This is a genomic window from Micromonospora sp. NBC_00617 (assembly GCF_045161355.1).
GTDB lineage: Bacteria > Actinomycetota > Actinomycetes > Mycobacteriales > Micromonosporaceae > Micromonospora.
In genome coordinates this window covers 5,555,861-5,576,181 of sequence record NZ_CP107751.1, presented here as the reverse complement: position 1 = coordinate 5,576,181, position 20,321 = coordinate 5,555,861, and the positions used below count along the sequence as shown (strand labels likewise).

Annotated in this window: 23 protein-coding genes; 13 read left to right on the top strand and 10 right to left on the bottom strand. The window is 73.1% G+C overall.

What is annotated here, in order from left to right:
- Positions 1-53: 53 nt before the first annotated feature.
- Entirely contained in the window at positions 54-773 is a 720-nt protein-coding gene (locus tag OG505_RS25650) for a protein phosphatase 2C domain-containing protein (RefSeq protein WP_354853691.1), read from the bottom strand.
- A gap of 62 nt (positions 774-835) precedes the next feature.
- On the opposite strand from OG505_RS25650, the gene OG505_RS25645 reads away from it, so the two are divergent.
- Positions 836-1,891: a LuxR C-terminal-related transcriptional regulator gene (locus tag OG505_RS25645; RefSeq protein WP_405428322.1), complete on the top strand. Its 1,056-nt coding sequence runs from the start codon at positions 836-838 to the stop codon at positions 1,889-1,891.
- Positions 1,892-1,898: 7 nt separating this feature from the next.
- Here the strand turns inward: OG505_RS25645 and OG505_RS25640 are convergent, their stop codons facing one another.
- Complete coding sequence (locus OG505_RS25640; protein ID WP_405428320.1) at positions 1,899-2,459, bottom strand: helix-turn-helix domain-containing protein; 561 nt, start codon at positions 2,457-2,459, stop codon at positions 1,899-1,901.
- 55 nt (positions 2,460-2,514) lie between these two features.
- Here OG505_RS25640 and OG505_RS25635 point away from each other — a divergent pair, with 55 nt between their 5' ends.
- Positions 2,515-3,756 (top strand): benzoate/H(+) symporter BenE family transporter, encoded by a 1,242-nt coding sequence (locus OG505_RS25635; protein ID WP_405428318.1) that lies wholly within the window; start codon positions 2,515-2,517, stop codon positions 3,754-3,756.
- Between the two features lie 8 nt (positions 3,757-3,764).
- On the opposite strand, the gene OG505_RS25630 is transcribed toward OG505_RS25635, so the two are convergent.
- The 4 genes from OG505_RS25630 to OG505_RS25615 form a co-directional block, all read right to left on the bottom strand.
- A complete protein-coding gene (locus tag OG505_RS25630) occupies positions 3,765-4,133 on the bottom strand; it encodes a hypothetical protein (RefSeq protein WP_405428316.1) in 369 nt (122 codons plus the stop codon).
- Positions 4,134-4,442: 309 nt separating this feature from the next.
- On the bottom strand, positions 4,443-4,694 hold the full coding sequence (locus OG505_RS25625; RefSeq protein ID WP_405428314.1) for a hypothetical protein: 252 nt from the start codon (positions 4,692-4,694) through the stop codon (positions 4,443-4,445).
- 81 nt (positions 4,695-4,775) lie between these two features.
- Positions 4,776-5,237 (bottom strand): large conductance mechanosensitive channel protein MscL, encoded by a 462-nt coding sequence (gene mscL, locus OG505_RS25620; RefSeq protein WP_405428312.1) that lies wholly within the window; start codon positions 5,235-5,237, stop codon positions 4,776-4,778.
- A gap of 39 nt (positions 5,238-5,276) precedes the next feature.
- Positions 5,277-5,933: a FadR/GntR family transcriptional regulator gene (locus OG505_RS25615; RefSeq protein WP_405428309.1), complete on the bottom strand. Its 657-nt coding sequence runs from the start codon at positions 5,931-5,933 to the stop codon at positions 5,277-5,279.
- Positions 5,934-6,043: 110 nt separating this feature from the next.
- On the opposite strand from OG505_RS25615, the gene OG505_RS25610 reads away from it, so the two are divergent.
- Complete coding sequence (locus OG505_RS25610; protein WP_405428307.1) at positions 6,044-7,321, top strand: MFS transporter; 1,278 nt, start codon at positions 6,044-6,046, stop codon at positions 7,319-7,321.
- 13 nt (positions 7,322-7,334) lie between these two features.
- On the opposite strand, the gene OG505_RS25605 is transcribed toward OG505_RS25610, so the two are convergent.
- Positions 7,335-7,691: an STAS domain-containing protein gene (locus OG505_RS25605; protein WP_007454464.1), complete on the bottom strand. Its 357-nt coding sequence runs from the start codon at positions 7,689-7,691 to the stop codon at positions 7,335-7,337.
- Positions 7,692-7,855: 164 nt separating this feature from the next.
- Here OG505_RS25605 and OG505_RS25600 point away from each other — a divergent pair, with 164 nt between their 5' ends.
- The 6 genes from OG505_RS25600 to OG505_RS25575 are packed head-to-tail and all read left to right on the top strand — an operon-like array spanning position 7,856 to position 13,445.
- Positions 7,856-8,716 (top strand): STAS domain-containing protein, encoded by an 861-nt coding sequence (locus OG505_RS25600; RefSeq protein ID WP_405428305.1) that lies wholly within the window; start codon positions 7,856-7,858, stop codon positions 8,714-8,716.
- Positions 8,716-9,126, top strand: a complete 411-nt coding sequence (locus tag OG505_RS25595) for an STAS domain-containing protein (protein WP_405428303.1) — start codon at positions 8,716-8,718, stop codon at positions 9,124-9,126. Before OG505_RS25600 ends, OG505_RS25595 begins: the two co-directional genes overlap by 1 nt.
- The gene (locus OG505_RS25590) at positions 9,123-9,542 is read left to right on the top strand and encodes an ATP-binding protein (RefSeq protein WP_405428301.1); all 420 of its coding nucleotides are present in this window, start codon (positions 9,123-9,125) and stop codon (positions 9,540-9,542) included. Before OG505_RS25595 ends, OG505_RS25590 begins: the two co-directional genes overlap by 4 nt.
- The gene (locus OG505_RS25585; protein WP_405434705.1) at positions 9,539-10,546 is read left to right on the top strand and encodes a SpoIIE family protein phosphatase; all 1,008 of its coding nucleotides are present in this window, start codon (positions 9,539-9,541) and stop codon (positions 10,544-10,546) included. Before OG505_RS25590 ends, OG505_RS25585 begins: the two co-directional genes overlap by 4 nt.
- On the top strand, positions 10,543-11,904 hold the full coding sequence (locus OG505_RS25580) for an ATP-binding protein (protein ID WP_405428299.1): 1,362 nt from the start codon (positions 10,543-10,545) through the stop codon (positions 11,902-11,904). Before OG505_RS25585 ends, OG505_RS25580 begins: the two co-directional genes overlap by 4 nt.
- Positions 11,905-11,906: 2 nt before the next feature.
- Positions 11,907-13,445, top strand: coding sequence for a SpoIIE family protein phosphatase (locus tag OG505_RS25575; RefSeq protein ID WP_405434703.1), 1,539 nt, complete (start codon positions 11,907-11,909; stop codon positions 13,443-13,445).
- Between the two features lie 49 nt (positions 13,446-13,494).
- Here the strand turns inward: OG505_RS25575 and OG505_RS25570 are convergent, their stop codons facing one another.
- Positions 13,495-14,310 carry a DUF6597 domain-containing transcriptional factor gene (locus OG505_RS25570; RefSeq protein WP_405428297.1) on the bottom strand — a complete coding sequence of 272 codons (816 nt, stop codon included), beginning with the start codon at positions 14,308-14,310 and terminating at the stop codon, positions 13,495-13,497.
- Positions 14,311-14,341: 31 nt separating this feature from the next.
- Between OG505_RS25570 and OG505_RS25565 the strand changes: the two genes are divergently transcribed.
- The 4 genes from OG505_RS25565 (at position 14,342) to OG505_RS25550 (ending at position 17,838) form a co-directional block, all read left to right on the top strand.
- Positions 14,342-14,920 carry a TIGR03086 family metal-binding protein gene (locus OG505_RS25565; protein WP_405428295.1) on the top strand — a complete coding sequence of 193 codons (579 nt, stop codon included), beginning with the start codon at positions 14,342-14,344 and terminating at the stop codon, positions 14,918-14,920.
- Positions 14,921-15,083: 163 nt separating this feature from the next.
- Positions 15,084-15,620, top strand: coding sequence for a PadR family transcriptional regulator (locus tag OG505_RS25560; protein ID WP_405428293.1), 537 nt, complete (start codon positions 15,084-15,086; stop codon positions 15,618-15,620).
- Entirely contained in the window at positions 15,617-16,318 is a 702-nt protein-coding gene (locus tag OG505_RS25555) for an ABC transporter ATP-binding protein (protein WP_405428291.1), read from the top strand. Before OG505_RS25560 ends, OG505_RS25555 begins: the two co-directional genes overlap by 4 nt.
- Positions 16,315-17,838 carry an FtsX-like permease family protein gene (locus OG505_RS25550; protein ID WP_405428289.1) on the top strand — a complete coding sequence of 508 codons (1,524 nt, stop codon included), beginning with the start codon at positions 16,315-16,317 and terminating at the stop codon, positions 17,836-17,838. The genes OG505_RS25555 and OG505_RS25550 overlap by 4 nt, the downstream gene beginning before the upstream one ends.
- A 25-nt stretch (positions 17,839-17,863) precedes the next feature.
- On the opposite strand, the gene OG505_RS25545 is transcribed toward OG505_RS25550, so the two are convergent.
- A complete protein-coding gene (locus OG505_RS25545; protein WP_405428287.1) occupies positions 17,864-18,034 on the bottom strand; it encodes a hypothetical protein in 171 nt (56 codons plus the stop codon).
- Positions 18,035-18,138: 104 nt separating this feature from the next.
- Complete coding sequence (locus OG505_RS25540) at positions 18,139-20,235, bottom strand: S9 family peptidase (protein WP_405428285.1); 2,097 nt, start codon at positions 20,233-20,235, stop codon at positions 18,139-18,141.
- Positions 20,236-20,321: the final 86 nt, after the last annotated feature.

The following is a 20,321-nucleotide window of genomic DNA, read 5'->3' as shown; positions in this document are numbered from 1 at the left end:
TCCGGCGGAACCCGCGCGGCCGGTCCCGGGGACCGCCGAGCAGCCCGCGTGGGTCAGCGGGTCGTGACGTCGGAGACGACGACGGTGACGTTGTCCGGGGCGCCGGCGTGGTGGGCGAGTTTCACCAACTGCTCGCCGCACTGCTGGCGGTCGGCGTACATGCCCAGCGTCGTCGCGATGGCCTCGTCCTCGACGTAGTCGGAGAGCCCGTCGCTGCACAGCAGCAGCCGGTCGCCGGGGACCACGGTGAGCACGCCGACGGCCGGCGGGGTGTCGGCGCCCTGCACGGCCCGGGTCACCAGGGACCGCTGCGGGTGGTGCCGGGCCTGCTCGGGGGAGAGCGTGCCCTGGTCGACCAGCGCCTGCACGAACGTGTCGTCCCGGGTGAGCTGGGTCAGCTCCCCGTCGCGCAGCAGGTAGCAGCGGGAGTCGCCGACCTGGGCCAGCACCAGCGTCTCGCCGGCCAGCAGCGCGGCGGTGAGCGTGGTGCCCATCCCCTCGCGGGCCGGGTCGACGGTGATCGCGGCGTGGATGCGCTGGTTGGCGGTGCTGACCACGGCACGGAGGGCGTCGGCGGCCCCGTCCGGGTCGGTGGGCGGGGCCAGCTCGTCCAGGATCCGGATCACGATCTCGCTCGCCACCTCGCCCGCGGGCAGCCCGCCCATGCCGTCGGCGACGGCGATCAGGCGGTCACCGGCGAGGGCGGAGTCCTCGTTGTTGGTGCGGACCAGGCCGATGTCGTTGAGGATGACCGAGCGGAGGATCAGCGTCATGGTGTCAGCTTGCCAAGAACACCCTGCCTTCGTCTCTACGCACTACTGCGTAGGGTTGAGAAATGATGCCGGTGTCCATGGTCGGACGCGCCGGCGAGCTCGCCGAGCTCGACCGGGCATGGTCCGCCGTGACGGCCGTACGCCGCTCGGCGCCCGCCGTCGCGGTGCTCACCGGAGCGGCGGGGGTGGGCAAGAGTCTGCTGGTAGCGGCCGCCGTGGACGCCTTCGCGCCGCGTCCCGCGCTGGTCCTCTCCGGTGCCGCTCGGGTGCACGGCCCGGCCCCGTACGACTGGCTGGCGGCGGTGCTCACCGGTCGGGACACCAGCCGGCTCGGCCTGCCGTCGGACGCGCTGGCCTGGTTGGCCCAGCAGCCCACCGCACCCCGCGAGCGGTACGCGCCGGGCACCCTGCTCCGCCTCGCCGTGCGGACCGTCCAGTTGCTGGTCGGCGCCGGCCCGGCCGTGCTGGTGGTGGACGATCTGCACGCGCTCGACCCGGCCAGCGTCAACCTGGTCGGCGAGTTGGCCACCGTCGCCGCCCTGCCCGCCCTGCTGGTGGTGGCCAGTCGACCGCCGGCCGACGCGGTGGCGCCGGACCTCACCCGCCGCGCGCTGGCCCGCCTCAGCGGCGTGCGCGGCGCCGTCCGCCAACATCTTGGCCCGCTGCGCCCGGCCGAGGTCGCCGAGGTGCTGACCCAGGTGTACGCGGGCAGCACCCCGTCCGGCCGGCTGGTCACCTCCCTCTGGCGGTGCACCGGCGGCAACCCGTACGCGCTGACCGAACTGCTGGCCGCGCACGCGTCGGAGGGGCCGGAGGCGTTGCTGCGGCGGCTGCCCGGCCCGCGTCAGCCGACCGCGCCGCCTGCTCCGGCGTCGGCGGCCGATCCGGTCGTCGACGTGCCGCTCGATCCGGAGTTGACCGCTCGCGAGGTCGAGGTGCTGGGCTGCCTGGTCGCCGGGATGTCCAACAAGCAGGTGGCGAAGGCGCTCGGCATCTCGGTGCGTACGGTCACCGTGCACGTGTCGAACCTGCTGCGCAAGACCGGCTCGGCGTCGCGTACCGAGGTGGCGCTCTGGGCGGTCCGGCACCGACTGCCGGTGCCCGCCCCGGTGGACTGAGTCGGGTTCAGCGGCGCGGATAGCGCAACAGCAGGCTCGCGGCGACCTCGTCGTCGCCCACTGCCGCGTAGCTGTGCGGCACGTCGGAGACCCAGCGCAGGTGACCGCCGGCCGGGGCGGTCAGCGGCGCGTCGGCCGGGCCGGCCCGCAGTACGCCGGCGAACACGGTGACGTGTTCGGTGACGCCCGGTTGATGGGCGGGGGAGATCTGCACGATGCCGGGCGCGACGCGCATCCGGTACAGCTCGTAGGTCGCGTCGGTGTCGTCGAACACCTCCAGCAGGGTGGCGGTGACCGCCCTGCCGTGCACGGTGGGCTCGGCGGCCGGCTCGGCCAGCAGCGCGGTGAGCGGCACGCCGAGCTGCGCGGTGACCGCCCAGAGGGTCTCCAGCGTCGGGTTGCGGGTGCCGTTCTCCAGGCCGGAGAGGGTGGCTTTTCCGACGCTGGCGAGCCGCGCCAGTGTGGACAGCGAGATCCCCCGCTCCTCCCGCAGGGCACGGACCCGCCGGCCGACGACGGCGGGCTCCACGTCGAGGCCCGGACGGCTGGCTGGTGGTGGCTGCGGCACCCGGCTATCGTGCTACACGCTGTCGTTCCGTAAACGGAACGCTTGGGGGGTCGGGATGGCGGGACGGGCGCAACCGGTGCTGGCCGGCGTCGTGACCGCGCTGGTGGGCTTCGCCAGCTCGTTCACCGTAGTGCTGGCCGGGCTCCGCGCGGCGGGTGCGTCGGACGCGCAGGCCGCCTCCGGCCTGCTCGCTCTCTGCGTGGCGTGCGGGCTCGCCGCCGCCTGGCTGGGCTGGCGGCACCGGATCCCGATGAGCGTGGCCTGGTCGACGCCGGGCGCGGCGCTGTTGGTGGCGACCGGGCCGCCGACGGGCGGTTGGCCGGTAGCGGTGGGCGCCTTCCTCGTCTCCGGGGCGCTGATCGTCGTGGCCGGGCTCTTCCCACCGCTGGGCCGGGCGGTGGCCGCGATCCCCAAGCCGGTGGCCGGCGCGATGCTCGCCGGAGTGCTGCTGCCCCTGTGCACCGCCCCGGTCCGCGCGCTCGTCGAGCTGCCCCGGGTGGCCGGCCCGGTGGTGCTCGGCTGGCTGCTGCTGCACCGGTTCGCCCGCCGCTGGGCCGTGCCCGGCGCGCTGCTGGTGGCGGTGGTGGCGATCGCGCTGACCGCGCCGCCGGCCGGGCTGAGCGGCGCCCCGCTGACCCCGTCGCTCGTCCTGACCGCGCCCGCCTGGAACGCGTCCGCTCTGGTCGGGCTCGCCCTCCCGCTGTTCCTGGTCACGATGGCGGCGCAGAACGTGCCCGGCATGGCGGTGCTGGTCGGCTACGGCTACCGGCCGCCGTTCGGGGCGGCGCTGCGGGCCACGGGTCTGGCCAGCCTGCTGGCCGCCCCGGCCGGCGGGCACGCGGTGAACCTCGCGGCGATCACCGCCGCGCTGGCTGCCGGCCCCGACGCCCATCCGGATCCGGAGCGTCGGTGGGTCGCCTCGGTCACCGCCGGGCTCGGCCTGGCCCTGCTCGGGCTGGGTGCCGGCGTGGCCACGGCCCTGGTCGCGGTCGCGCCGCCGATCCTCATCGAGGCGGTCGCCGGCCTGGCCCTGCTGGGTGCGCTCGCCACCGCGCTCGCCGCCGCGGTGACCGACCCGGCGACCAGGGAGGCCGCCGTGGTCACCTTCGTGGTGACCGCCTCCGGGGTGACGCTGATCGGCGTGGGCGGTGCGTTCTGGGGGCTGGTCGCCGGCTGCCTGATGCTGCTGCTCTTCCACCGCCGCCCAGCCGCGCCCGTCCCGCCCTCCCCGGGCAGATCAACACCGGATCAGCGAAGTGCTGCAATCCCCGCCGACCGGACGCCGCAACATCACTGACCCGGCGGTCACTCCTCGGGCGGCAGGTCGGCCACGCCGACCGTGAGGCGTACCCGGCCCTCCGCGACGGCGGCGATCCGGTCGGCCGGCACGTAGACGGCGCCGACGGCCGAGTCGGTGGACACCTTCAGGTAGCCGGTGTGCAGCAGCCGTGCCGCCAGGTCGGCCGGAACGTCCGGCTCCTCGACCGCCGTCGCCTCGATCAGCTCGTCCAGGCTGCTGCCCGGGTCGGCGGTCGGTGTCTGCACGGTCACCGCGTTGGGGTCGCCCCGCTGGACGAGGTCCACGGTGCCGACCTCGGTGCCGGCGGAGTCGATCACCGGCATCCCGGTGGTGATCCGCGAGATGGTCGCCTGCTGCTCGTCCTGCTGGTCCATCCCTCAGCGGTTCCCGGGGTGGCGCGCCACTAAACGCCGTCGGCGCCCAGCCCGCGAGCCCGCCCGCCACGGGCCGGCCCGCTCGTCCGCCAGCGCGCGGGTTCGTCGGCCTGCTGGTGGCTGCCGCGGAGGCGAGAGGTCCGGAGAGCGTTATGACTCTGCGGCATGTTTATGCCTCAGAGTCATAACCGTCGAAGGCATACCGCCTCCGAGACTCTGCGCAACGGTGGCGGGCGACAGACCCCGATGCGAGCGGTCCACCGCGCACCCGCGCCACCCGCGCACCGCTCGGAGCGCACGCCCGCCCGCTCAGCTGTTCGGGAGCGTCCAGCTGCCCGGTGGGCGCGGGGACAGTTCCCGCCAGGTGTCCGAGCCGTCGAGCAGCGCCCGGACCGTCTCGTCGGCCTCGTCCGCGCTGCCGTACTCGTAGAACCGGGAAATGCCCTCGGCGCCGCCGGCCCGCTGCTCGACGTGCCAGCGGTCGGCGTCCACCCGCAGGAAGACGTCCCGCCGGGCCAGCCGCCCCCATTTCCCGTTCCACCAGTGCTTTCGCTGCTCCATGGCGGGACTCTATCGAACACACGTACGAGAAGGTGCGGCCCCTGCGGGATTCCCGCAGGGGCCGATGTGCATCCGTTCGGGTCAGCGCGGCGCCGGCGGTTCGGTGCGGCGGCCCAGCACGTCGTCCAGCGCCCCGCGCTGCTGGCCGGGGGTGGTGTGGCCGGCGGAGACGAGCGCGTCCCGGATCTCGGTGAGCAGCTTGACCTCCTCGCTGGGCGCGGAGGGCGGCGGCTCCTCGCCCCGCTTGCGCCGCTCGGCCAGCTTGTTCATCGGGTAGACCACGAAGAAGTAGAGCACCGCCGCGGTGAGCAGGAAGGTGATCACCGCGTTGATGAACGCGGCCCAGTCCACGTAGTTGCCCTCGCTGAGCTTCCACCTCCCGGCCGACAGGCCACTGCCGCCGCCGAGAGCCTTGATCAGTGGTTCGAGGAACGACTTGGTGAGCTGGGTGACCACGCCCGTGAAGGCGGCGCCGATGACGATACCGACCGCCAGATCGACGACGTTGCCGCGCATGATGAAATCTTTGAAGCCCTTGAGCATCCGTACTCCCGAGGTGTCCGGTTTTCCGTCCGGCACAACCTATGCCCCGGGGGCGGGCTCCAGAAAAGCGCCGGCTTCGATCGCCGCCCGGCCCGCGTCGCCGGCCCGGATCGCCTCGACCAGCCGGGTGTGGTCGACGTAGCGCTCGGGCGTGAGCGCGCCTCCCATCGCCTGGGCGACGGTGCTGCGCAGGGCCGCGCCGACCGAGGCGTACAGCTCGGCGAGCATGGTGTTGTGCGCGGCGGCGACCACCGCGACGTGCAGGGCCGCGTCGGCCTCGACGAACGCGTCGACCCGGCCGCCGCGCCAGGCGGCCTCGCGCTCGGCGAGCGCGCCGTCGAGCGCCACCAGGTCCTCCGGTGTACGCCTCAACGCGGCGAGCCGGGCGGCCTCCACCTCGAACGCGCGCCGAACCTCGATGACCTCGGTCATCCGGTCGTCGCCCAGCCGGCGGGCCACCACCGGCGCCAGCTCGTCGGTGGACACCACGTACGTGCCGGAGCCCTGCCGGCACTCCAGCACCCCGGCGTGCACGAGGGCGCGGACGGCCTCGCGGACCGTGTTGCGCCCGACGCCCAGCGCGGCGACCAGCTGTGGCTCGGTGGGGATGCGCCCGCCGATCGGCCACTCGCCGCCCAGGATCCGGGCCCGGAGCTGCTCGATGGTCTGCCGGACGCGGTGGCCGCGGGGCGGCACGGTGGGCTGGTCGCGAGGCGGCGTCGGCGGCGCGGAGGGGGAATCGACCGACGGTGGCACTGGTTACATCACCGGCCCTAAATTCATCCCATGATTGTAGGTTAGAGGTCATGACCCCGCCACCCATCGCCGCTCCGGCCCCGCCCGCTCCCGCCGCCGTCGACACCCGCCCGACGCGCGACTCCGCGGGCCGGCGGCCGCACCCGGCGACCGGTGGCGCGCTCGTGCTGGTCGGGATGCTGCTGGTCGCGCTCAACCTGCGCGCCGCCGTCACCAGCCTCGGCGCCCTGCTCGACGAGATCCGCGACGGGCTGGGGCTCTCCGGCACCATGGCCGGTCTGGTCACCACCCTGCCGACAATCGCGTTCGCCGGCCTCGGCGCGCTCACCCCGTGGCTGGTCCGCCGGGTGGCGCCGGCCCGGGTGCTGGTGGTCGCCATGATCGCCCTGACCGCCGGTCAGGTGCTCCGGGTGGCCACCGACTCGGCCTGGATCTTCGTGTTCACCAGCGCGCTGGCCCTGGCCGGCATCGCGGTCGCGAACATCCTGCTGCCGATGCTCGTCAAGCAGCATTTCGGCCACCGGACCGGCCTCGTCACCGGGGCGTACACCATGGCGTTGACAGTGGGCACCACGGTGGCCGCGGCCAGCGCGGTGCCGATCGCGCACGCCTTCGGCTCCTGGCGGGCCGGGCTGGGCGTCTGGGCCGTGCTGGCCGCGGTGGCCGTACTCCCGTGGGTGCCGCTGGCGCTGCGGACCCGGGCGGGCGCGCGGCGCGCGACCCCGACGGCGCCCGTCGCCGCGCCGACGCGGGTCCGGCCGGCGCGGACCCGGCTGGGCTGGGCCATGGCGGTCTACTTCGGGGCGCAGTCGCTCAGCGGGTACGCGATCATGGGCTGGCTGGCCCAGCTCTTCCGCGATGCCGGCTACCGGCCGGAGTCGGCCGGGCTGCTGCTCGCCGGGGTGACCGCGCTCGGCGTGCCGATCGCGCTGCTGATGCCCACCCTCGCCGGTCGGCTCGCCACCCTGCGTCCGCTGGTGCTCGGCCTGACCGCCGCCTCGGCGCTGGCCTACCTGGGGCTGGCACTGGCCCCGCACGGCGCCGCGCTGCTCTGGGTGGCCCTGCTGGCGATCGGCCAGGGCGCGTTCCCGATGATCCTCACCACGATCGGCCTGCGCGCGCGCACCGCCGAGGGAACCGTCGCGCTCTCCGCGTTCGCGCAGAGCACCGGGTACGTGATCGCCGCCCTCGGCCCGCTGATGGTCGGCATCCTCTACGAGGTCACCGGCGGCTGGACGGCGCCGATCGGGTTCCTGCTGGCCGCACTCGCCGTCCAGACGACTGCGGGCATGGCGATCGCCCGTCCCCGTTACGTCGAGGACGAGTAGGTCGCAACAGCGATCAGGAGGACGCCGGGGTGGGTTCGCCGGCGACGGCCTCATCCACCGTCGGGTAGGTGTGCAGCACCTCGACGAGCCCGCTCACCTCAAGGATGCGCAGCACCCCGCGCTGCGGAGCGGCCAACCGCACCACACCGCCGGCCTCGTCACAGCTGTTCTTGGCGCGAACGAACACGGACAGGCCGGTCGAGTCGCAGAACGAGACGTCCGCCAGGTCGAACACCAGCCGGTTGCGGCCCTTGTCGAGCAGGTCGGTGATCTGATCCTGCAACTGCGGTGCGGTTGCCATGTCCAGCTCGCCCGCGACCGACACGACGACCACGTCGCCGCGTTGTTCCGTGTGCACCGTCAGGGACATTCGCCAGACCTCCTGTTATCGGGGAAACGGTATCCCACGACCGTGATCCGACGCAGGACGGGAGGCGGCATCCGGTGGCCATCATCATTCCATTGCTACGGAGCAAGTAGTTGCGCAGACCCCGGTGATAGAGTCCGCCCGGTCCAGGTCGAGGGGGTGTCACGATGGCGTTGAACGCCGAGGAAAGTGGTCGGCTCGCCGCGCTGCTGGGCGGACATGCCGAGCAGGTCACGCAGCGGTGGACCGATATCGTTGCCGGTTCGCTGCGGGGTCGGCTGAGTCACGCCGAGCTGCGCCGGCAGGTCGAGGATCTGCACCGTGCCATCGTCGGCGCCGGTGAGCAGGGCACGATCGACCTGTCCGCCGAGCACGCCGCGGAACTGCGCGCCACGCTGTCCGAGCTGTCCCGGGGCAGGGCCCGACAGGGCTTCTCCGCCACCGAGACGACGATCAGCGTCTTCGCGCTCAAGGACGTGCTGGCCGACCTGGTGCAGGAGTCCGGCGCCGCCAACGCGCTGCACGACTACGTCGCCTTCTCCAAGCTGGTCGACGAGCTGGGGCTGTTCACCTTCGAGAGCTTCGTGCGCACCCGCGAGAGCCTGATCGCCGACCAGGCCGAGCAGCTGCTCGAACTCTCCACGCCGGTGGTCAAGCTCTGGGAGGGCGTGGTCGCCGTCCCGCTGGTCGGCACCCTGGACTCGGCCCGTGCCCAGGTGGTCATGGAGCGGCTGCTGCAGACCCTGGTCGACACCGGCTCCCCGTACGCGATCATCGACATCACCGGCGTCCCCGCCGTGGACACCCAGGTCGCCCAGCACATCCTGAAGACCGTGGTGGCCGCCCGGCTGATGGGCGCCGACTGCATCATCTCCGGCATCCGTCCGCAGATCGCGCAGACGATCGTGGCGCTCGGCATCGAGTTCGGCGACATCGCCACCAAGGCGAGCCTGGCCGACGCGCTGCGGCACGTGCTGCGGCTCACCGGGGTGGAGACCGCCCGTCGCCAACCACGCCGGGACGTCTGATGGAGCGCGTACCGATCCTCAAGATCGGTGACATCCTGCTCGTCTCGATCCAGCTCGACATGTCCGACCAGACGGCCGTCCAGCTCCAGGAGGACCTCGCCGAGCGGATCGTGGCCACCGGCTGCCACGGCGTCATCATCGACATCACGGCGCTGGACATCGTCGACTCGTTCGTCGGGCGGATGCTCTCCACCATCGCGTCGATCTCGAAGGTCCTCGACGCGGAGACGGTGGTGGTCGGCATGCGACCCGCCGTCGCCATCACCCTTGTCGAACTGGGGCTGTCGCTGAACGGCATCCGTACCGCGCTGAACGTCGAACGCGGCATGGAGCTGATCGCGGCGGCCCGCGCCGACGAGCTCGACCACCAGCTCGACGACGATCCGGACGCCGAGACGGCCACGTCGTGACCGCGGGCGTCGACCTGGGCCAGCCGCAGGCGCAGTCGGTCCGCAGCGATGAGGACGTGGTCCGCGTCCGGCAACTGGTCCGCACGGTGGCGGTCGCCGTCAAGCTGTCGCTCGTCGATCAGACCAAGGTGGTCACCGCGGCGAGCGAGCTGGCCCGCAACACCCTGGTGTACGGCGGCGGCGGCACCGTGGAGGTGACGACCGTGGAGAACGGTCGCCGCAAGGGCGTCCGGATCGTCTTCGCCGACTCCGGCCCCGGCATCGCCGACCTCGACCTGGCCCTGACCGACGGCTACACCACCGGCGGCGGCCTCGGCCTCGGGCTCAGTGGGTCCCGCCGACTGGTCGACGAGTTCGAGATCGACACGTCGGCGGAGACCGGCACGCGCATCACGGTCACCAAGTGGTCGCGGTGAACGGGGACCCGGTCACCGACAGCGGCATCTGGTTCCGGGTGGAGGCCGGCAGCACCGCCAGCGCCGTACGACGCGCCGCGGAACGCCTCGGCGAGCAGATCGAGATGGGTGCGGCGCGCATCGCCGATCTGGCCATCGTCGCCGCCGAGTTGACCAGCAACCTCGTCAAGCACGCCGACAACGGTGTCCTGCTGCTCCGGCCGGTCCGCCGCGCCGGGCAGGCCGGCGTGGAGCTGGTGGCCATCGACTCCGGGCCCGGCGTGGCCGACCTCGCCGTCTCGTCCCGCGACGGGCACTCCACCACCGGCACGCTCGGGATCGGCCTGGGCGCCATCGCGCGACAGGCGAGCTGGTTCGACGGATACTCCCTGCCCGGTCAGGGCACCGTCCTCGCCGTGCAGGTCTGGCCGGCCGAACCGGCCCAACCGTCCTGGGCCGGCGCCCTCACCCGGCCGATCACCGGCGAGACGGTCAGCGGCGACGGGTACGCCGTCCGGCTCGCCGACGGCCGGCACCAGGTGCTGGTCAGCGACGGGCTGGGGCACGGGCCGCTGGCCGCCGCCGCCACCGAGGCCGCGCTCGCGGCCTTCCGCGACGCCCCGGCCAGCCCACCGGCAGCGGTGGTCAGTCACCTGCACCGGAGCATGTCGCACACCCGCGGCGCCGCGCTCGCGGTCGCCGAGCTGACGGCCGGCGTGCTGCACTACGCCGGGCTGGGCAACATCGCCGGCGTGATCGTCGAGGGCGACGGCCAGCGCCGGGGACTGGTGTCGCTGCCCGGCATCGCCGGGCACCAGCGACCGACGGTCCGGGGCTACGACTACCCGTTCGGGCCGGGCGCCCGGCTGGTGATGCACAGCGACGGCGTGGTCGACCGCTGGCGGTTGACCGACTACCCGGGTCTCGCCGAACGGTCCCCGCTCGTGATGGCGGCGACCCTGCTGCGCGACGCCGGTGTGCGGCGCGACGACGCCTGCGTTCTGGTCGCGAGGTCCTGGACATGAGCGCGGAGCCGGCCGCGCCGCCGCTGCTGCAGATGGCGCTGCGGGTCGAGCAGGACATCTTCGCCATCCGCCAGCGTGGCCGCGAGGTGGCCAACGTGGTGGGCCTCGAACACCAGGACCAGGTCCGGATCGCCACCGCGCTCAGCGAGGTCGCCCGGGATCTGCTGCGCGTGACCGGCGGCGCGGACGTCGCGTTCCACATCGACGCGGGATCGGACGGCCGGTTTCACCTCCGCGCCGACCTGGCCCCGGTGGCCCCGCTGCCCAACGGCCGGTACGAGCCGCAGTCGGGCGCGGTGTCCCGACTGGTCGACACACTCAGCGTGTTGACCGTCGAGGGGGTTACGGTCGTACGGATGTCCCGAAGAGTCCCGGCCAACGCGCCGACGCCGACTCCGGAGCGGCTGGCCGAGTTCCGTGCGGAGCTGGGCCGCACCGCCCCGGCCAGCGCGCTGGATGAGCTGACCGTGCAGAACAGCCAGCTCATCGCGGCACTCGACGAGGTACGCAGCCAGCGCGACGAGCTGGCTGTGCTGAACGAGGAGCTGGCCGAGACCAACCGCGGTGTGCTGGCGCTCTACAACCAGCTCACCGAGGAGCTGGAGGAGACCAACCGGGGCGTCGTCGCCCTCTACGCCGAGCTGGACGAGAAGTCGGCGCAACTGCGGGCCGCGAGCGAGTCGAAGAGCCGCTTCCTGGCGAACGTGAGCCACGAGCTGCGCGCCCCCGTCACCGCGATCATCGGGTTGGGGCGGCTGCTCGCCGACTCCTCCTCCGACCCGCTCACCGCCGAGCAGGCCCGCCAGGTGGGCCTCATCCGCTCGTCGGCGGAGGACCTGCTCGGGCTGGTCAACGAACTGCTGGACCTCGCCAAGGCCGAGTCGGGCCGTATCGAGCCGGACTGGGCGGACGTGGATCTGCGCCCGGTCTTCGGTCAGCTGCGCGGCACCATGCGGGCGCTGGCCACCCGGCCGGGAGTGGAGCTCACCGTGGAGGAGCCGACCGCGCCGGCCGTGCTCCGCACCGACGAGGTGCTGCTCGGCCAGGTGCTGCGCAACCTGCTGCACAACGGGTTGAAGTTCACCGAGCGCGGCGAGGTGCGGCTGCGCGCCTGGCGTCGGGACGACCGGTGGAACTTCCAGGTCAGTGACACCGGGCCGGGCATCGCGCCCGAGCTGCACGATCGGATCTTCGAGGAGTTCTACCAGGTGCCGGGCGCGACAAGGGTCGGCGGCACCGGCCTCGGCCTGCCGTACGCCCGGCGGCTGGTGACCCTGCTCGGGGGCACCCTGGAGCTGGCCAGCGAGCCGGGCCGGGGCAGCACGTTCACCGTCTCCCTGCCCACAGGCGGAGCGTGACGGTGGACGGCGGCCCGGCGATCGTCCTGGTGGTCGATGACAGTCGTACCAAGCGCTACCTGCTGGTCAGCTGGCTGACCCGAGCCGGGTACACAGTCCTCGAAGCAGAGAACGGCGCCGAGGCGCTGGCCCGGGTCGACACGGACCGGATCGACCTGGTGGTGCTCGACGTCCGGCTGCCCGACCTGAGCGGCTACGAGGTCTGCGAACGGATCAAGGCGGCACACCCGGTGTTGCCGGTGATCCACGTCTCCGCGCACGCCGTGGACGTCGCCGACCGGGCCCAGGGGCTCACCCGCGGTGCGGACGCCTACCTGGCCGAGCCGATCGAGCCGGAGGAGCTGATCGCCACCAGCCGGGCGGTCCTGCGCTACTACCAGGCCCGCAAGCGTGCCGAACTGCTCGCCGAGCGGCTGCTCGGCCTCGCCGACACCACCGTCGCGGTGCACGCCGCGTCGACCTTCGCACGGCTGCTGGAGGTCGCGGCGGAGGGGGCCGCGCAGATCTTCAAGAGCCCCGCCGCCGTGATCGCCGAGACGTTCGACGGTGACTGCCTCGCCGGCATCTGCCCCGGCCCCGGCGCCGATGCCGCCATCGTGCCGTGGGTCGTCGACGACACCGGGGTGCCCACCGGCGCCACGGTCAAGGTGGAGGCCCCGGCGAACTGGGAGCTGCTCACCTGGCCGGCGGACGACTCGGTGACGGTGGCCGCGGCTCGACTGCGCGAGGATCGGGCACCGCTGTACGTGGTGGTCCCCACCGCCACCCAGACCGCCCGGACGCCGGTGCTCGTGCAGCTCGCCCAGGCCGTGGCCGCGGCGGTCGAGGCCCAGCGTTCCTTCGACGAGGAGCACCGGATCGCCGTCACGCTTCAGCGCAGCCTGCTCCCGCGCAGCCTGCCCAGGGTGGCCGGACTCGATTTCGCGGTGCGCTACGAGCCCGCCAGCGCGCAGACCGAGGTGGGCGGTGACTTCTACGAGCTGGTGATGCTCGACGGGCACCTCCTGCTGGCGATCGGCGACGTGGCGGGCCACTCCCTGCACGCGGCCACCGTGATGGCCGAGCTGCGGCACGCGGTGCGGGCGTACGCCGTCGAGGGGCACCAGCCCGGCGAGATCCTGCACCGGGTCAACGAGCTGATGCGGACCCTGCTGCCGAACGAGCTGGCCACGCTCTGCGTCCTGCTGCTGCACCCGCCGACCGGGCGGGTCCGGCTGGCCAGCGCCGGCCACCTGCCACCGCTGCTCCACCAGGACGGCACTGTCGAGTTCGTGCAGCACTCGGCGCCACTGCTCGGCGTTCGCGCGCCCCGCCCGGCCGACCTGGAGTTCGTCCTGCCGGCCGGCGCCACGCTGGTGTTCTACACCGACGGGTTGATCGAGCGCCGGGACGCCACCATCGACGAGGGGCTGGCCGCGCTCGCCGCGGTGGCCGCCACCGTGGACGAGAACCTGGACGAGTTCTGCGCCCGCCTGCTGGTGGAACTGGCCCCATCCAAGATCCAGGACGACGTCGCCGTGGTCGTCCTGCGCCGTCGCTGAGCGCGGCGGCACCGTAAGGGCTGCCCGGTGCTCGTTGGTGCGGTGCGGCTCAGTGCACCGAGCGGGCGTACGCGGCGGGTGACACTCCGGCGACGGCGGTGAAGTCGCGGACCAGGTGGGCCTGGTCGCTGTAGCCGAGGGTGGCGGCGAGGCCCGCCCAGTCGAGCGGAGCTCCGGCGGCCCGCTCGACGGCCTCCTGGAGGCGGTAGCGCCGGATCACCCACTTCGGGCCGACCCCCACGTACTCGGTGAAGAGCCGTTGCAGCCGGCGGACCGGAACGTCGTGCCGCGCGGCGAAGTCGTCGACGCGCAGCACCGTCCGGTCGGTCCGGATGGACTCGGCCAGCCGGACGGCCTCCGCCGCGGCCGGGTCCGGGTCGGGCGCCCACGCGGTGAGCGCCGCGTCGAGCGCGCGACAGCGGTCGCTGTCGCTGCCCGCGCAGACGGGAGGGGCGGGACGGGTCAGTCGGCCGGCGGGCAGTGCCAGTCGACGTCCGGTCAACTCGGCCACCGACCGACGCCAGAACGGGTGGAAGCCACCGGGGCGGAACTGGATCCCGCAGACCCGGCCGGTGCCGGTGAGGGTGATCCGGAACAGGTCGCGGCCCACCCCGGCCACCTCGCCAGCCTCCGCCGCGTCGCCGTCGCGGTCACTGGCGGCGTCGCTGCGGAACACGACGTTCACCGCCGGGTGCGGCACGATCCGTTGCTCGAACGGCGCGCTCAACGTCCAGTCGATCAACCAGTAGTGCTCGACCCATCCGCGCAGCGGTTCGGCCGGCAGGTGCCGCCGGAAGCGGACCTCGCGCAGCAACCGCGCCGGGTCGAGAATGCCCCGGCTGTCGCCGCGCGGTAGCTGTCGCATTTCTTCAAGACCACCCTCATACGCTGGCCATATGGCCACTCAGACTAGCGATCTGCTGGCGGCTGCCGCGCCGCGAACCGTCGCCGTGGTACGCGGCATCGCCGACGACCAGCTCGACCTGTCCACCCCGTGCCGCGACTACGTGGTCCGTGATCTGCTCAACCACCTGTTCGAGGTGGTGGTGAACTTCCAGCACCTGGCCGAGAAGAGGCCGGTGGAGTGGGCCGAGAAACCCGATCACCTGGACGACGGCTGGCGGGACCGGTTCGCGGTCGAGACCGACCGCCTGATCGCCGCCTGGTCGGACCCGTCCACGCTGGAGGGCGTCTCGCCGGGCATGGGCCTGCCGCAGACCGTCGTCGGCGGCATGGCGCTGCTGGACCTGACCGTGCACGGCTGGGATCTCGCCGTGGCGACCGGCCAGCCCTACCAGCCGGCCCCGGAGGCGGTGACCGAGCTGCACGCCCTGGTCGAGCAGTTGGGCCCGACCGCCCGCAAGATGGGCGTCTTCGCCGACCCCACCCCGACCCCACCCACCTCCGCAGCGGCCGACCTGGACCACCTCCTGACCCAGACCGGCCGTACCCCCACCTGGCCCCAAACCCCCTGACCCCCCACCCCCCTTTCGCCCCGGTGATCAGGAGGTTTGCGTCATCAGCGGGGCCAGATCTGGCCCAAACCTCTTGATCACCGGGGATCAAGGTCGGGAGAAGTCGGGGAGGGGGAGGCGTGGGTGGTTGACGTGGGTATTCGCTGGGTGAATAGTGGGCCGGGTGTCCACGCCGCACGTGCTGCTCGGGTTGCTCGCTGGGGGCAGCCGGCACGGATATGAGCTCAAGCGTGCGCATGACCAGCGGTTGCCGCGGGCTCGGCCGCTGGCCTTCGGGCAGGTCTACGCCACCCTCGGCCGGCTGGAACGGGACGGCCTGGTGGCCACCGCGGGTCAGGACCGCGCCTCCGGACCGGACCGCACGGCGTACGAACTGACCGACGAAGGCCGGTCCACGCTGGACCACTGGCTGTCCACGGTGGAACCACCGATGCCGTACGTGGCCAGCACGCTCTTCGCCAAGGTCGTGGTGGCGCTGCTGGTCGCCGACGTCGACCGGGCCCGGTCGTACCTGGTGGCCCAGCGCGCGGCGCACACCGCACGGCTGCGGGAGCTGACGGCGGTCAAGACCGACCCGGCCGCCACCCTCAACGACGTGGTCGCGGCCGACTTCGCGATCGCCCATCTCGACGCGGACCTGCGGTGGCTGCACACCACCCTGGGCCGGGTCGCCGACTGGCACCGGGAGGTGCACGCGTGACGCAACTCCAGGCTCGCGGCGTGGTTCGGGCGTACGGTCCGACGCCCGCCCTGCGCGGTGTGACGCTCGACGTGGCCGAGGGCGAGATCGTCGCGGTCACCGGCCCGAGCGGCTGCGGCAAGTCGACCCTGCTGCACTGCCTGGCCGGGATCCTCCGGCCCGACGCGGGCGAGGTCACCTGGCGCGGCCACCGGATCGACACCTGGTCGGAGGCGGCCCGGTCCCGGCTGCGGCGCACCGAGTTCGGCGTGCTGTTCCAGTTCGGGCAGTTGGTCGCCGAGCTGACCGCGGCCGAGAACGTGGCCCTGCCCCTGCTCCTCGCCGGCACGGGGCGGCGAGAGGCACGGACGGCGGCCCTCACCTGGCTGGAACGGTTCGGGGTGGCCGACCTGGCCGACCTCCGGCCGGGTGAGATGTCCGGCGGTCAGCAGCAGCGGTGCGCCACGGCCCGGGCACTCGTCACCGAACCGTGGGTGCTCTTCGCCGACGAGCCGACCGGCGCGCTGGACACGCTCACCGGCGAGCAGGTGCTCACCCAACTGGTTCGGCTCGCCCGCGAGCAGCGCACGTCCGTCGTGCTGGTCACCCACGAGCCCCGGATCGCCGCATACGCCGATCGGGAGATCGTGCTGCGCGACGGCCTGGTGGACCACAGCGGCCTGGGGCTCGACGTGCCGTTGGCGGGCGGCTCCCGGTGAGGCCGGCGACGCTGGTGCGGCTCGCGCTGGCCGGTAACCGGACCGACACGGCGCGGGTGGTGCTGACCGCGCTCAGTGCCCTGCTGGCGGCGCTGGCCGGGCTGGCGGCGCTCACCGTGCTGGCCATTCAGAAACCGGCCGGTGACGCCTGGGCGGAGTCCGAGCAGTACCGCAACGCGCTGCTGCGTGAGCCGGGGCTGCGCGGGGGGACGGCGTTCGCGTTGCTGATGCTGGCCGTCCCGGTGCTGGCGCTGGCCGGCCAGTGCGCCCGGCTCGGAGCGCCGGCCCGGGACCGGCGACTCGCCGCGCTCCGGTTGGCCGGCGCCACCCCCGGTCAGGTCACCCGTCTGGCGGTGCTGGAGACCGGCCTGGCCAGCCTGCTCGGCACCCTCGCCGGGCTGGGCGTCTACCTGGCCGGCCGTGAGCTGCTGCACCGGCCGGACGAGCAGGGTCGGCTGGCCCTGCCCACCGACGTGCTGCCGTCGGCCGGCGCGCTGGTCGCGGTGGTGCTGGGTCTGCCGGTGGTCGCGGCGCTGGCCACCGCCCTGATGTTGCGGACGGTCACCACCAGCCCGCTCGGGGTCAGTCGCAAGGCCGCCCGCGAGCGGGGTCCACGCCCTTGGGCCGGGCTGCTGATCGGCGTGGGCCTGGCCTCCTTCGTCGGCGTACGCCCGGTGGTGTACCGGTTCGACGGGAACGAGGTAGTGCTGGGCTGGCTGGTGCCGCTGCTGTTCCTGGTGGGTGGGCTCACCGCGATGATCGGGGTGGTCATCGGCACCGGCTGGATCTCACACACCTGCGGACGGTTGCTGCACCGGCACGCTCGCGGTGCGTCGGCGCTGCTCGCGGCGGGCCGGCTGATGGCCGACCCGTGGGCGGGCAGCCGGACGTTCGCCGCGTTGCTGGCCGCCGTGATCTTCGGTGCCGGCGCGGCGGCGCAGCGCGCCTACTTCGTCGCGCGGGACGAGGTGGAACGGGAGCAGAACCGGCTCGCCGGGGTGGACGCGGGCAGCAACCCCTTCTACCTGTCGACGATGGATCTGGTCGACGCCGCAGTGGCCGTGGCGGTGCTGATCGCGGCGGGTGGCCTGATCGTCGCGCTGGTCGAGGGGATCGTCGCCCGCCGACGCGCCTACGCCGCGCTGGTCGCCACCGGCGTGCCCCGCAGCACGTTGAGCGGCTCGGTGGCCTGGCAGGCGCTCACCCCGGCCGTGCCGGCGATCCTGCTGGCGCTCACCGTGGGCTTGCTGCTCGGCCGGGGGCTCTTCCAGAACATCTCCACGAACGGGTCGTCGACGACGGTGTGCGACGCCACGGCCGCGCTCTGCGACGATCCGGCCACCCGCGACCAGTACACGCGCATCGTGCAGACCGCCGGGGTGGAAAGGGCGATCGGCGTACCCCTGGAACAGCTGGCCTGGCTCGGCGCCGGCGCCCTGGCGGCGGTGCTGGTGACGGTCGGCGTCGGCCTGCTCTTCCTTCGGGTGAGCACGGCGGTGGACGAGCTGCGGACGGCCTGAGCGATGAGGCGTGGTCGGCCGCCGGTCAGGTCGGGGCGTGGAACAGGCCGGCCGACCAGGAGATCAGCAGGCCGACAACAGCGGAGCAGCAGCAGACGACCAGGGCGGCGGCCACCACCCCCAGGATCATCCACGCGGACATGCGCCGGGCCGCGCCCGGCGGCGCGTCGGCGCCCGCATCGGCCTCGTCGCTCACCCCGGGAAGTCTAGGCGGGCATGATCGCGCGGTTTCCTGGATGTGGTGGCCTCGACGGTTGAGTGAGGCCACCACATCCAGGGATCAAGCGCGATCAGGGAGCGTCAGGCGCGACCGAGCCGGTCCAGGATCCAGGCGTTGATGAACGCCTCCTCGCGCCAGGCGTCATAGCGGCCGCTCGGACCACCGTGCCCGGCACCCATCTCGGTCTTGAGCAGGTAGTCGCCCTGCGGCGCGGTCGCCCGCAGCCGTGCGATCCACTTCGCCGGCTCGGAGTAGAGCACCCGCGTGTCGTTGAGGCTGGTCACCGCGAGGATCGCCGGGTAGTCCACCGCCGCGACGTTCTCGTACGGCGTGTACGACTTCATGTACGCGTAGACCTCGGGGTCATCGAGGGGGTTGCCCCACTCCTCCCACTCGGTGACGGTGAGCGGCAGCGACGGGTCGAGGATCGACGTGAGCGCGTCCACGAACGGCACCTGCGCCACGATCCCGGCGAACGCGTCCGGCGCGAGGTTGGCGACCGCGCCCATCAGCAGGCCGCCGGCCGAGGCGCCCCGGGCGACCAGTCGGTCGCTGGCCGTCCAGCCGGCCTTGACGAGGTGCCGGGCGCAGGCGACGAAGTCGGTGAAGGTGTTCTTCTTGGCCAGCAGCTTGCCCTGGTCGTACCAACGCCGACCCAGCTCGCCGCCGCCGCGGGTGTGCGCCACCGCGAAGACCACGCCCCGGTCCAGCAGGGACAGGCGGGCCACCGAGAACCACGGGTCCATGCTGGCCTCGTACGAGCCGTAGCCGTACAGCTCGCACGGCGCCGAGCCGTCCTGGGGCGTACCGACCCGGCAGACCAGCGAGATCGGCACCCGGGTGCCGTCGTCGGCGAGCGCCCAGTCGCGGTGCTGCTCGTACTCGGCCGGGTCGTACGGCCGCCCGTCCGGCCCGGGCAGCACGGGCTTCTGCTTGCGCAGCACCATCTGCCGGGTGACCAGGTCGAAGTCGTACACCGAGTCGGGGGTGACCAGCGAGGAGTAGCGCAGCCGGATCTGCCCCGTGCGGTACTCCGGGTTGGCGTCCAACCCCACGCTGTAGAGCGGCTCGGGGAAGTCGATGTCGTACGAGTCGTCGCTGCCGACCGGCAGCACCCGCAGGCCGGTGAGCCCGTCGGTGCGCAGCGACACCACCAGGTGGTTCGCGAACGCGTCGACCGCCTCCAGGCGGGTGCCGGGGGTGTGCTCGATCAGCGGCACCCAGTCGCCCGGGACGTCCGCCGAGGTGAACGCCAGCGCGAAGTCCTCCGCGCCGTCGTTGTGCAGGATCAGGAAACGGTGGCCGTGGTGCTCCACGGCGTACTCGACGCCCTGCCGGCGGGGCGCGATCACGGCCGGCGCACCTGTCGGGTTGCCGGCCGGGATCACCAGCACCTCGCTGGTGATCTTGCTGTGGATGTCGACGAGGATGAACTTCTCCGATCGGGTCAGCTCGACGCCCACCCAGAACCGCTCGTCGTCCTCCTGGTGGACCACCACGTCGTCGGCGGCGGCTGAGCCGATGGTGTGCCGCCAGACCCGGTTCGGCCGCCAGGCGTCGTCGACCGTCACGTAGAACAGCACCGACGCGTCGGCCGACCAGGCGGTGCCGTAGAACGTGCCGGGCACCTCGTCCGGCAGCAGCTCGCCGGTGCTCAGGTCCTTCACGCGCAGGGTGAACCGTTCGTCACCGGAGAAGTCGGTCGAGTACGCCAGCCAGCGCCCGTCCGGGCTGACGTCGAACGCGCCCAGCGAGAAGAAGTCGTGCCCCTCGGCCAGCAGGTTGCCGTCGAGCAGCACCTCCTCGCCGTCGAGCGGGGCGCCGTCCGCGCTGGCCGGCGGGTCGGTCTCGCCGTCACGGACCGCGCGCCGGCAGTGCACCCCGTACTGCTGGCCCTCGATCGTCCGGGTGTAGTACCAGTGCCCGCCCTTGCGGGTGGGCACGGACAGGTCCGTCTCCCGGGTCCGCTGACGGGTCTCCTCGAACAGTTCCCCGCGCAGGGCGGCCAGGTGCGCTGTGCGCTCCTCGGTGTACGCGTTCTCGGCGGTCAGGTAGGCGATCGTCTCCGGGTCGTCCTTGGCGGCGAGCCAGGCGTACTCGTCGACGACGGTGTCGCCGTGGTGGGTGCGCTCGGTGGGCACCCGCTTCGCCGCGGGCGGGGCAGTCTCGGTGGTCACGGCGGCCACGTTACCGGCCGGCTCACCCCGCGCGCCGGACCCGCGGCATCCCGAAGGCCATCACCACGGCTTTCGAACACATGTAC

What these genes read in the sequence shown, in the direction of transcription:
- OG505_RS25650 (WP_354853691.1), bottom strand. Translation starts at nt 773, where the DNA reads ATGACGCTGATCCTCCGCTCGGTCATCCTCAACGACATCGGCCTGGTC.
- OG505_RS25645 (WP_405428322.1), top strand. Translation starts at nt 836, where the DNA reads ATGATGCCGGTGTCCATGGTCGGACGCGCCGGCGAGCTCGCCGAGCTC.
- OG505_RS25635 (WP_405428318.1), top strand. Translation starts at nt 2,515, where the DNA reads ATGGCGGGACGGGCGCAACCGGTGCTGGCCGGCGTCGTGACCGCGCTG.
- OG505_RS25630 (WP_405428316.1), bottom strand. Translation starts at nt 4,133, where the DNA reads ATGGACCAGCAGGACGAGCAGCAGGCGACCATCTCGCGGATCACCACC.
- OG505_RS25625 (WP_405428314.1), bottom strand. Translation starts at nt 4,694, where the DNA reads ATGGAGCAGCGAAAGCACTGGTGGAACGGGAAATGGGGGCGGCTGGCC.
- mscL (WP_405428312.1), bottom strand. Translation starts at nt 5,237, where the DNA reads ATGCTCAAGGGCTTCAAAGATTTCATCATGCGCGGCAACGTCGTCGAT.
- OG505_RS25610 (WP_405428307.1), top strand. Translation starts at nt 6,044, where the DNA reads ATGACCCCGCCACCCATCGCCGCTCCGGCCCCGCCCGCTCCCGCCGCC.
- OG505_RS25605 (WP_007454464.1), bottom strand. Translation starts at nt 7,691, where the DNA reads ATGTCCCTGACGGTGCACACGGAACAACGCGGCGACGTGGTCGTCGTG.
- OG505_RS25600 (WP_405428305.1), top strand. Translation starts at nt 7,856, where the DNA reads ATGGCGTTGAACGCCGAGGAAAGTGGTCGGCTCGCCGCGCTGCTGGGC.
- OG505_RS25595 (WP_405428303.1), top strand. Translation starts at nt 8,716, where the DNA reads ATGGAGCGCGTACCGATCCTCAAGATCGGTGACATCCTGCTCGTCTCG.
- OG505_RS25580 (WP_405428299.1), top strand. Translation starts at nt 10,543, where the DNA reads ATGAGCGCGGAGCCGGCCGCGCCGCCGCTGCTGCAGATGGCGCTGCGG.
- OG505_RS25570 (WP_405428297.1), bottom strand. Translation starts at nt 14,310, where the DNA reads ATGCGACAGCTACCGCGCGGCGACAGCCGGGGCATTCTCGACCCGGCG.
- OG505_RS25565 (WP_405428295.1), top strand. Translation starts at nt 14,342, where the DNA reads ATGGCCACTCAGACTAGCGATCTGCTGGCGGCTGCCGCGCCGCGAACC.